The sequence below is a fragment of the Vibrio sp. 2017_1457_13 genome (assembly GCF_030851525.1).
Lineage (GTDB): Bacteria > Pseudomonadota > Gammaproteobacteria > Enterobacterales > Vibrionaceae > Vibrio > Vibrio metschnikovii.
The window spans coordinates 198,016-209,470 of the sequence record NZ_VHTA01000008.1 but is presented as its reverse complement, the minus strand read 5'-3'; the positions used below and the strand labels follow the sequence as shown (position 1 = coordinate 209,470).

Annotated in this window: 8 protein-coding genes; 2 read left to right on the top strand and 6 right to left on the bottom strand. The window is 46.6% G+C overall.

Annotated elements, in window-relative coordinates; translation table 11 throughout:
• Positions 1-2 precede the first annotated feature (2 nt).
• The 3 genes from thiB to mpl form a co-directional block, all read right to left on the bottom strand.
• Entirely contained in the window at positions 3-1,016 is a 1,014-nt protein-coding gene (thiB, locus tag FKN88_RS13185; RefSeq protein WP_306687539.1) for a thiamine ABC transporter substrate binding subunit, read from the bottom strand.
• 253 nt (positions 1,017-1,269) lie between these two features.
• A complete protein-coding gene (locus tag FKN88_RS13180) occupies positions 1,270-1,890 on the bottom strand; it encodes a flavin prenyltransferase UbiX (RefSeq protein ID WP_154170051.1) in 621 nt (206 codons plus the stop codon).
• 31 nt (positions 1,891-1,921) lie between these two features.
• Entirely contained in the window at positions 1,922-3,283 is a 1,362-nt protein-coding gene (mpl, locus tag FKN88_RS13175; RefSeq protein ID WP_154170049.1) for a UDP-N-acetylmuramate:L-alanyl-gamma-D-glutamyl-meso-diaminopimelate ligase, read from the bottom strand.
• Between the two features lie 301 nt (positions 3,284-3,584).
• Between mpl and fbp the strand changes: the two genes are divergently transcribed.
• Together fbp and ppa are read left to right on the top strand one after the other, a co-directional pair.
• A complete protein-coding gene (gene fbp, locus FKN88_RS13170; protein WP_004394571.1) occupies positions 3,585-4,598 on the top strand; it encodes a class 1 fructose-bisphosphatase in 1,014 nt (337 codons plus the stop codon).
• A 254-nt stretch (positions 4,599-4,852) separates the two neighbouring features.
• Complete coding sequence (gene ppa, locus FKN88_RS13165; RefSeq protein WP_004394570.1) at positions 4,853-5,383, top strand: inorganic diphosphatase; 531 nt, start codon at positions 4,853-4,855, stop codon at positions 5,381-5,383.
• An 80-nt stretch (positions 5,384-5,463) separates the two neighbouring features.
• Here ppa and FKN88_RS13160 read toward each other — a convergent pair whose 3' ends face one another.
• From FKN88_RS13160 to FKN88_RS13150, 3 genes are read right to left on the bottom strand one after another with little or no spacing between them, the layout of a single operon-like run.
• Positions 5,464-5,811, bottom strand: a complete 348-nt coding sequence (locus FKN88_RS13160; RefSeq protein ID WP_306687538.1) for a gamma-glutamylcyclotransferase — start codon at positions 5,809-5,811, stop codon at positions 5,464-5,466.
• Between the two features lie 11 nt (positions 5,812-5,822).
• A complete protein-coding gene (locus tag FKN88_RS13155) occupies positions 5,823-9,581 on the bottom strand; it encodes a translocation/assembly module TamB domain-containing protein (protein WP_306687537.1) in 3,759 nt (1,252 codons plus the stop codon).
• Positions 9,578-11,296: an autotransporter assembly complex family protein gene (locus tag FKN88_RS13150; protein ID WP_306687536.1), complete on the bottom strand. Its 1,719-nt coding sequence runs from the start codon at positions 11,294-11,296 to the stop codon at positions 9,578-9,580. The genes FKN88_RS13155 and FKN88_RS13150 overlap by 4 nt, the downstream gene beginning before the upstream one ends.
• Positions 11,297-11,455 lie beyond the last annotated feature (159 nt).

The following is an 11,455-nucleotide window of genomic DNA, read 5'->3' as shown; positions in this document are numbered from 1 at the left end:
GATTAAAAAGTCAATGCGTGTTGCCACTCACGAATCCAATGACGACGCTGTGCCGCTACTTCGTTGGCACTAAAGGTCAATGATTGGCTGGGTTGTTGTAATTCAGAGAAAGCGTCAGGCAAAGCTACATTGGTTACAGGATACATCCAGTTGGTGGTTGGGATAGCCGATTGGAAGGCATCACTGACGATAAATTGCATAAATTGAGCCGCTAATGCTTGGTTAGGACTACTTTTCACCTTAGCCGCGACTTCAACCTGCATGTAGTGACCTTCAGCAAAGTTAGCCGTGGTATAACGATGGTCATTTTCAGCCATCTTATGGTAAGCAGGAGAAGTCGTATAAGAGAGCACCATATCGGCCTCCCCTTTTAAAAACATTGAATAAGCTTCCGACCACCCTTTGGTCACCGTGACGGTTTTTTTCGCCAGTTGCTGCCATGCGGTGGCGACTTGATCACCGTAGACCGACTTCATCCATAGTAGCAATCCTTGACCTGGAGTTGAGGTCCGCGGATCTTGATAAATAATCGTCAAGTCATCGCGCTGTTCGACCAGTTCTCTCAGGCTCTGCGGTGGATGAGTTAAGGTTTGCTGGTTATACACAAACGCAAAATAGCCATAATCGTAAGGGATAAAGGTCTCATCACTCCAACCATTCGGCAGAGTCAGTGCTGATAAATCGACAGAATGAGGGGCTAACAGTCCTGTTTGTTCTGCTTCGGTCATCAAGTTATCATCTAAACCCAACAAAACATCGGCCTTAGTATGGCGACCTTCAAGACGTAAGCGATTTAAAATCGATACGCCGTCATCCAAACCAACCAAGTTCAGTTGACAGTTACACTCGGCTTCAAACGCTTTTTTAATCACCGGACCCGGCCCCCAATCCGCGATAAATGAACTATAGGTATACACCGTCAAGGTTGGTTTATCGGTTGTCGTGGGTGGCGCGGCAATCGCGAGGGAAGAACAGAATAGGCTAGTTAATGCGATGATAGAGTATTGATTTTTCAAGGCTTGCGCTCCATGGTGAGCGGCACAGGCTTGAGAAAGAGTGAGACAGCGTCCATGAGTCTGTGTCGAATCTCCTGCTCAATTCCTACGCCAGTATTATCTGGTTCAGGTGTTTAGTCAGTATCGCTTGACGGCCAAGGCGATGACTAATGCGGGTCCCAAGCATGGCTTGATCTCAGCGCCATTCGATGATGAATGGTTGGCTCCCCGATGAGTGAATAAGATTGTAATGCTAAAACATGAAAGAAGCTACTTAACGCTGATCATAACCCCAGCGCGGCACAAGTCCCTGTTCAATCCCTAGATGGTCGAGAATTCGAGCTACCATAAAATCAACCAAATCATCGATCGATTTAGGCTGATGATAAAAACCGGGCGCTGCCGGCATAATGGTAACGCCCATTTGCGATAATTTATGCATATTCTCTAAATGCAGGGTAGAGAACGGGGTTTCGCGAACCACCAGCAGTAACTGTCCTCGCTCTTTGAGCACCACATCTGCAGCGCGCTCAATCAAGTTGTCCGACATGCCATGAGCGATAGCAGCAACGCTGCCTGCTGAACAAGGACAAACCACCATTTTTTTCGGTGCCGCAGAGCCTGAAGCCACGGGGGAAAACCACTCTTCTTTGCCACAGACGATCAGTTTACTCGGATCGCAATTAAACTGCTTAACCAACTGCTGCTGCGCCGCTTGGGGTTGACTAGACAATTGCAAACCATGTTCCGTCGCTAATACCACTCTGGCGGCCGATGAGATAAGCAAATACACGGTGTGATCACTGGCGAGTAAACATTCTAAAAGACGCAGCCCATAGGGTGCGCCAGAGGCTCCGGTCCAGGCTAAGGTAATGGCTTGGCTATGTGTTGTCATGTCGGTCACTTTTTATTTAATGCCTAAAGTGTTACTGAGCGCGCTTTTTAAGCGTGGCAAGTAACTTGTTATGTATGCCGCCAAAACCACCATTACTCATCACTAAAATGTGCGTGCCCGGTTTGGCTGCTGCGCAAATTTTCTCAACTAAGTCGTCGATATTATTGCTCACATAAGCGGGTGAGGAGCATCGCTGAGCCACCTCATCAACCGACCACGCTAATTCGTTAGGCTGAAAAAAATAGACTGAATCAGCTTGCGCGAGTGATGCCGCCAGCGTGCCTTTGTGCACACCTAATTTCATGGTTGCAGAGCGAGGTTCGACGACAGCAATGATCTTCTCATTGCCGACCTTGTTACGTAAGCCAGACAAAGTTAGTTCAATCGCCGTCGGATGATGAGCAAAATCATCATAAACAGTCACGCCATTTTCCTGACCTTTTTGCTCTAAACGGCGCTTAGTATTGATAAAACTTGCTAATGCCTGACAGGCCAAATCTGGCGTAACGCCCACATGTCGCGCGGCGGCAATCGCCATTAAGGCATTATTTACATTGTGATCACCAATCAATGACCACTCAACGTCGCCCACTCGTTGATCTTGAAAATAGACCGCAAATTGTGAGCCTTGCGGGTTGTGCTTTTTAGCCTGCCATTGCCCCTGCTGACCCATTAATTCTCGTTCACTCCAGCATCCTCGACTCAACACATCCGCCAAAGCAGAGTCTTGCTGGGGAGCAAACACTCGTCCATTACCCGGTAAGGTGCGGATTAAGTGATGGAACTGACGCTTGATCGCTTCGAGATCATCAAAAATATCCGCATGATCAAACTCCAAATTATTCAAGATCAAGGTTCGTGGGTGATAATGAACAAACTTAGAACGCTTATCGAAAAAAGCACTGTCATATTCATCGGCTTCAACCACAAAAAACATGCTTTCTCCCAAACGGGCAGAGAGATCAAAGTTGCCTAATACGCCACCGACAAGAAAACCGGGCTGATAGCCACACTGTTCTAAAATCCACGTCAACATACTCGCGGTGGTCGTTTTACCATGCGTTCCCGCCACAGCCAGAACCCAACGATCTTGCAATAAGAAATCATGTAACCATTGCGGCCCAGAGGTATAACGTAAATTGTGGTTTAAAACATACTCAACACAAGGATTACCACGACTCATCGCGTTACCAATCACCACCAGATCAGGACGTGGGGTTAGCTGATCAGGATCAAAACCCTCAATAATTTCAATACCTTGTGATGATAACATCGTACTCATTGGTGGATAGACATTCGCATCACTGCCCGTCACTTGATGACCTAACTGACGAGCGAGGATCGCCAATCCGCCCATAAAAGTGCCACAAATCCCTAAAATATGAATATGCATCAACCTGATCTCACTTGTGCTGTTTGTCTGCCTGACCATTATCCTGATCCATACCATAAAAGCGAGTACCGCAAATCGCCATAATGTAATTTATCGAAAGTCGACATCTAAATTGAGATCTTCGGCAGTTAGTTTATTACTCGTAAAAAGTTCTAGGATTTAAAATCACCGCTATAACGAAACACCTTGAAAAGGTAGCTAAATTTGCTTTCTTCTCAAGGAGTAAGAACACCAACGCTGATGACCCTACTCTTTCGCGTTACCTTTCTCCCCCAGAACCAATAAGTGTTAAGGAAATAACATGTCGAAGATGCGCACCCTTGGTGAGTTTATTGTTGAAAAACAACACGACTTCCCCCATGCAAGCGGTGAACTCTCCTCTCTACTTGCGTCCATTCGTCTTGCCGCTAAAATCGTTAACCGAGAAATCAATAAAGCTGGATTAGCTGATATTACTGGCGCATCGGGTAACGATAATATTCAAGGTGAAGAGCAACAAAAACTGGATGTCTACGCTAACGATAAGTTTAAAGCGGCTTTAGAAGCGCGCGATCAAGTCTGCGGCGTAGCTAGTGAAGAAGAAGACGAGGCGGTCGCCTTCAATAAAGAGCTCAACCAAAATGCGAAATATGTCGTGTTAATGGATCCGCTCGATGGCTCATCGAATATTGATGTCAACGTTTCAGTGGGGACCATTTTCTCAATTTATCGCCGTATCTCTCCCGTTGGCGGACCACCAACCGCAGAGGATTTCCTTCAGCCTGGTCATAAACAAGTAGCCGCTGGCTATGTGATTTATGGCTCCTCGACTATGTTGGTGTACACCACCGGCAATGGCGTCAATGGCTTTACTTACGATCCGTCGATTGGTTCATTTTGTCTCTCTCATGAAAATATGCGCATCCCAGAGCAGGGCAAAATTTACTCCATCAACGAAGGTAACTACATTCGTTTTCCAACCGGCGTTAAAAAATACATTAAATACTGCCAAGAGAGCGTACCGGAAGATAACCGCCCTTACACCTCACGTTATATTGGTTCATTAGTCGCCGATTTTCACCGCAACTTACTCAAAGGCGGCATCTATCTTTATCCAAGCACTCAAAGTCACCCCAACGGTAAGCTGCGTTTGCTGTATGAATGCAACCCGATGGCACTATTGATTGAGCAAGCGGGGGGCTTAGCGACAGATGGCAGACAACGTATCCTTGATATCAAACCTACCGAGTTACACCAGCGTGTGCCGTTTTTTGTCGGTTCAAAACAGATGGTTGAAAAAGTCTCTCAGTTCCTTGAAACCTACCCAGATGAATAGTCATCTGAACGGGACTCAACTGACTGAGCGTTGTCGATAAATATCGAACAACCATAGAACAAATCTAACCCATAGCGCTGATCCTTAAAGTTAGCAGGAGCTAAAAGCCCATCGAGTTGAGCACTGCTACTTGGGTATCCGGCTTTTTACAGGTAAACTTCGCCTTTTTCTGCACGTCGGTTTTGCACCGACGTGCAGTTTGCATAATAATGAGCGACACTTTTTAAAATCCGGCTAACCAAAAGGAAACCGTAATGAGCTTAAATAATGTGCCAGCAGGAAAATCTCTGCCAGACGATATCTATGTAGTGATTGAGATCCCAGCGAACGCTGATCCAATCAAATACGAAGTAGATAAAGATTCTGGTGCTGTATTCGTTGACCGTTTTATGTCTGCGCCTATGTTCTACCCATGTAACTACGGTTATGTGAACCACACACTATCTCTTGATGGTGACCCAGTTGATGTATTGGTTCCAACACCCTACCCATTAATCCCGGGTTCTGTGATTCGTTGTCGTCCAGTGGGTGTTCTGAAGATGAGTGATGAGTCAGGTGAAGATGCCAAAGTCATCGCCGTTCCACACTCTAAGCTGTCTAAAGAGTACGACCACATTCAAGATGTGAATGATATTCCAGCACTACTGAAAGCTCAGATCACGCATTTCTTCGAGCGTTATAAAGAGCTAGAAAGCGGTAAATGGGTAAAAGTAGAAGGTTGGGAAGATGCCGCTTCTGCGCGTGCTGAAATCCTCTCTTCTTACGAGCGTGCACAGCAAAAATAAGGCTCTTTCCCCTGATTAAGTCAGGGTGAATAAGCTCAAAAAGCCAGCATTGCTGGCTTTTTTCATTGAGAAAACACGGCTTAAATACGTTGGCACCAATCGCCAGATTCAATTTCAGAATCAAGCCGCGACGCCTCTTGATAAATGTATATCCAAGCCAGACCGTAAGGAGTATCAATCGTTTCACGTCGATATTCAACGGGGACATCTTCTAATACATCAAGTTTTGCCAATGTGCGCTCATCAACTTGATACACTTCCCCTTTGATCGATTGCTGACCAGCAATCAATCCCGGATACGGACCAAGATCATGCAACGCATAGCTTGGCGGTGTTTCAAAATAGCCCAAAAGCTTACTTTCGCTTAAATAATCGTGATGGCTTTGCCCTTGTCGTAAGGTGCCATAAACAAACACTAGAGACAGCAATATAACCCTCCTTAGTTAAATTCGAAGCGATAGAGCAAATCAATCGCACTATCGACTCCAGAGACCGCCTCCAAATAGAGGTCCCTCATTAAACGATAACGAATGGTAAATTGACCGACAGAGTTGAAAATTCCCACCCCATATTTAACTTGTAAACCAGGTAAAATATAGCCACTCACAGTAATTTGTGCATCATCCCCCGAACCGGCAGTATCCAATTGCAGATCTTGTACGCCAAACTCCTCGCCAATTCGACCCACCACTTTACCGCTTTGCGCTAAGCTTAGCCCAATCAGCGTCATGGTCATCGCATTACCGCCAGCTTCACCATCAATATCTTGTCCACGTAATAAATAAGATAAAGCATTCGCTTGTGGCATCGCTGGCTCAGAGAAAATGGTGATCATCGGCTCATCAGCGGGCCCTGTTACTTGGATACCGGCAATCACACCATCTTGAGTATTATTTGGATTACGAATCGCTTTAATCGACACAAAAGGCTGATCGACTGGGCCATTCATTAAAATTTTACCTTCTTGGATCTGTAAATCCTGACCAAATGAGCGATACTGACCCTGCAAAATATTTATCTCACCAATCACCAATGGCCCACGATCGCGCTGCGTGACATTCAATCGGCCTCGTAGCCCACCTTCTAAGCCAAAAGCACTCAGACGAACATCGTCACCAATTACGATCTCAACATCCGTTTCAATGCGCAGTGGTAAACGGCTCTGCTCACTTAAAGGCTGTAAATCTTTACTCAGTATGACTTGATCTTTAGACACTTCGATGGCGCTCGGAGGTAGCTCTTCGACCGTAATCCGTCCCCAAGGAAGATGGATAGAACCGGTGACTTGTGCCACATCCGGTTGCATGGTTAAGGTTAAATCAGGGATCACCTTCATTTTTACAATCGGTGGCATATCCACCAACAGCGAATCGGCAAACACTCGACTGTTCACTCGCCACTCAGCCATGTTGTGCCAATCAGCATCACCAGTGACATTCAGTAAGCCCTCGGGCGTACCAATTTGTGCATGCAGCGCCGCTTGGTAACCAGAAAAGTCTAGCGTAACTTGGCCCGAATCCATATCAACCGGAGAGATATCACCTTTGAGCTGCAACCCCGTCAACTCAATATTACCCAGCACTTGAGGATGAAGCACGGCCCCTTGCAAACTTAAATCCGCCGTTATCGTCGCATCCGCTTGACTAAACTCACCGACTAATGGCTGTAGAAAATCAAGATGAAAGGGGGTCAGTTTTAGTCCGGCCTGCCACTGTTTTTCTTCTGCAGTGACATCGGGGATCTGTACATGACCAGAAAACTGACCATTATTTGTCACCTGCAACGACCAGTCCGCTTGTAAGGAATTATTGGCTAATTCAGCATTAAGCTGCATCGCATCCCATCCCAAAATAATCGGTTGTGACAAATTTTGCTCAACTTCGCCGGCTGGTAAGGTAACGGAAAGCTTAACTTGTGGTGCCGCCTGTGCTGACCACTGAGCCGATAACTGACCATTCAGTTCCCCCTTTATCTGGGTTTCTGATGGCAGTAATCCTTGAATTTGACTGAATTGGAAATGGTTGATAGCGAGTTGAACTGCACCGCTATCCCCTACACTGGCGCTTTCTTCAAGACACAGAGAGGCATCCGCTTGTAACCAACAGTGCGGCGCTATCATCGCACGAGCTTGGTCGAGGTCAACATTGATATCCGTAGCATGACTCAACTGCCATGGCCCTTGTATGGACTCGATATTCATACGCTCAAGCTGGCCATCCCAACGCCAAGCGGTCGACTCAGTAAGCCGTCCTGATATCGCCAGTTGGCTAGACACAAGGGGAGATTTAACCTCTAACGTCAAATGATGTTGCTCTTGCTGACCACTCAAGGATAACAAAAGTGACTCAATGCTCTGATCTTGATAATGAATATCAGCAACAGAGAGGTGTAAATCCGCTTGAGGTAAAGGCAGCGGCGTTAACTGGCCGACTAACGATAATTCACGAATCGTTGCCTCGTTTAACCAAGCCAACTGTTCGGCGCGAAGATCAAGCTGAATATCAGGTTTCGCCAATTGCCCACGTAGCGTCACTTGACCTGCTACTTGCCCCGATAGATCCGGCACTGTTTTCGCTAAATCCTTTAACGATAAAGCAATATCCATTTGCCACTGTTGGTCTAATTGGCCTTTAGCGGTCAATCGATTTGGTCCGTGCGCGAAGGTTAACCCAGAGGTAGAGATGCGATACTCCCCTTGACCTCGCGGATCGGCGGCGTTGAGTTGCCCTTTAATATCCAACGGATAGCCACGAAAATCACCATTAATAGCCAGTAATGGCAGGGCAATCTCAAAGCCGCCTTGCTCGGTCAACTTGCCAGAAGTGATTAACTGGCCGCTGATCATCCCTGGTGCTTCAGGCCATTGCAAACCGGGATTAATCTGCTTAACGTTGAGCTTGGCTTGCCAATCAATGTTTGGTTGCCAGTTGGCTTGCAGTTCGCCCTCAATCTCACCATTTAGGGTCTTCAAAAGCAGTGAATGCAAGGCTATCTGGGTCAATGAACCCTGTCCTTGAACTACCAAGCTCATCTCAGGGAGATCCAGTCCTGCTAGTGTTGCTTCGATGGCTAGCTGATAATCATTGAGCTTCCCCTTTGCGTTAAGCAAAGGGGCTTGCACAACATAATCGCCTTCACCGACCAGCGGCCACTGGGCTTTTAGCTGCTGCACCTTGATATCAAAAGGCATATCGGGTTGTAACGGTTTTAATTTCGCCTGCAACTGGGCCTGTGCCAGTCCGGCAAGTTGCGCCTCCAAAGCGAGATCGGCCATACTGCCTGAGGCCTTTAATTGTAAAGTTTGTCCCTTCGCTTCTGGTAACTTCAGCAATGACTGAAAAGTGAGATTCAGAGGATAATCACCACGCAAAGTCGCCCGCCCCGTTAGAGAGGCATCCAGCTCTGGCATATCAAGGGTTATGTTTTTTACGTCAATTTGAGACTGAAAGGCTTGAGCTTGTAGCACCAAGTGATTAATGGCGATCGGTGATGCTTGCTCGAGGAGAAAATCGCGCAATTCAAAGCGACTCAGCTCGATTCGCAATGGAATAATAACCTCAGGTAAGCTTATCGGCAGCGCATCGGATGAAGAAGCGCTCGTCGCAGCCGACGGCTCCGTCTGTTCTTCAGCCAACGCAATGCGTACGCCTCGCCATAACGTGCGATCAATCGTTAATCGATCGCCTTGTAGTGAGCCACTGGTCGTAAAGTGCTGCCAGTCAATCTGATTACCAAGCAGATTAAGCTGAATATTATTCAAGGTTAATCGGCCCAATTTGATTGGCACGGGTGTAGAAATCGCGGTCACTGGCGCTGATGCCGTCTCTGCCGATTGATGTGTTGAATCGGCAATAGATTCCAAATTAAACTGCAATCCCGAGACAATCACCTCATTAATACAGATCATCGGTTCGAGCAAACAGTTCGCATTTACCGCGAGCGTTAATTGCTCAAGCTGCAGATCAATAGCGGATGATGGCTCTTGATATTCAATGCCATAAAGAGTAAAACGGGGGAAAATAGCCCCTTGGGTCGATTGAACCGAGAAATCAGGTAACGCTTTTTGAGCACCCCAGACTAAGACATTTAAGCCACTGTTGGTAAAAAATAACCCAGCAAACAACAGCAACAAAAGCGTGACAATGCCAGCAAAGCTTGCGGATAACCAACCGGTCCATTTCATCGCTCGCTTAATCATAATTCAGGCCCTAACGTAAAATGCAGTTTGAATCGATCGCCGGGTTCAGAATCTAATCCCCATGCAAAATCAAGTCGCAGCGGCCCCACGGGTGAAACCCAACGCAAACCAAATCCGGTCCCCGTTTTCCAATCAGGGGTGTCATTAAAGGCGTCACCATAATCGACAAACAGCGCAGCCCACCAATTACCACCAATTCGATATTGATATTCTAATGAGCTGGTGGCCATGTATTTAGCCCCCGTTAACGAGCCACTGGCATCCCGCGGCGAAATAGATTGATAACCATAACCACGTAGATTGTTGTCTCCACCTGCAAAAAAACGCAGCGAAGGGGAGAGCTTATCGAACTCGTCGGCAAAGTTGGCACTACCGTCAATTCTGAATAGACCACGATGACGCTCACCTAAGCTTCTGACCCAAGAGCTACCAGCTTGGACTCGAGTGGCTCGCGTTTCCGAAATCACTGAGGGATCGGCGTATTCTAAGGTGATGGTTTGCTTATCGCCCCAAGTTAATAACGAGCGATTCAGCCGTGTACGAGTACGGGTATAAGTAATGCCTGGCATTAAAAATTGCGCTCCATCATCTTGTAAACCCTGCTCATAACTTTCAATCAGATAGCGCAAAAACACCGTTCGATGCCAGCTACTATCGAGCAACCAATGACGCTCTAGCACGAGATTAGATTCAAGACTTTCAGTATCTCGATTATCGACATGCTTCATCCCATATTGGATACGGTAATACTGCCGAAGTACATCTTCGAGAGGAATTTTATACCCTGCGGTAATACTCTGTTCAGGGCCCGATATCGATAGACTACTATCAAAACTGTGGCCATATTCATTTAACCACGGCTTCTTCCATTTTAATGAGCCTCTTACGCCAACATCGGTTGAATAACCAATACCCGTTTCTAGTTGATTACGCGCTTTTGGCGCTAAAGCAACCACCATAGGTAATTCACGCTGTTCAGGATTTAACTGTTCCAAATCGGGTTTGACGAATACCGATGAAAACCAATCCGTATTGGCTAGGTTAAGGTTAAATTGACCAACTTGTGAGACTAAATAAGGATCGCCTTGTTTAAACGGTTGCAGTGAACGAACACGAACCTCTTCAATTTGACTCCCAGAGATCGACGTGGCGCCAAAATGATAACGAATGCCACTGTCAAAGTGTAAACGAACAAATGCTTGATGCCGATCGGGAACCACTTCCAAACGACTTAACTGAAAATCGCCATCGAAATACCCCTTTTGGAGCGCTAAGTTACGCAAGGAGGATTTAAGGCTATCGTATTGGCTATGATTCAGTGTCTCACCAACCTTTAAGCCACTACGTTCAATCACGCGAGCAAAATCCGCATCTTGCTGCGCTTCTCCCTCAATCACGATCTCAACCACCGCCAAACGTACCACTTCTCCGGGAGAAACATGCACCGTCATCGCTCGATCCGGTTCCGTGACTTCAAAAACAAACGTCGGGTGATAATAACCTAGCGCATTTAATGCAGCGGTTATCCTTTGTTCTAGACGCGACTGAAAACGTAACTGGGTCGAGTAATCGCTGGTCGATATTGAGGACAGATAGGCATCGACGTTATCTTTTAGATCGCCGCTTAATCCTCGAATGGTTAAATCGACTTTCGCCAACACAGTGCAGGAGAAGAATAACGTCGCGAATAGTACATAGAATGGGAGTGATCTCATGTTAAATAGTGGTTAAGCGCCTTACCGCAATTCAGGTTAATAGACTTTAAATCATACCGACTATAGGATAAGAAGTCTGTAGGATAATCGCTCACGCGCCAATAGATTACACGCAGATGTGGCGATAAAGCGATCTCGGCACGTAAGACGAACAACGAA

Coding starts and splice junctions, on each gene's coding strand:
- mpl (WP_154170049.1), bottom strand. CDS start 3,283: ATGCATATTCATATTTTAGGGATTTGTGGCACTTTTATGGGCGGATTG.
- FKN88_RS13180 (WP_154170051.1), bottom strand. CDS start 1,890: ATGACAACACATAGCCAAGCCATTACCTTAGCCTGGACCGGAGCCTCT.
- ppa (WP_004394570.1), top strand. CDS start 4,853: ATGAGCTTAAATAATGTGCCAGCAGGAAAATCTCTGCCAGACGATATC.
- FKN88_RS13155 (WP_306687537.1), bottom strand. CDS start 9,581: ATGATTAAGCGAGCGATGAAATGGACCGGTTGGTTATCCGCAAGCTTT.
- FKN88_RS13150 (WP_306687536.1), bottom strand. CDS start 11,296: ATGAGATCACTCCCATTCTATGTACTATTCGCGACGTTATTCTTCTCC.
- fbp (WP_004394571.1), top strand. CDS start 3,585: ATGTCGAAGATGCGCACCCTTGGTGAGTTTATTGTTGAAAAACAACAC.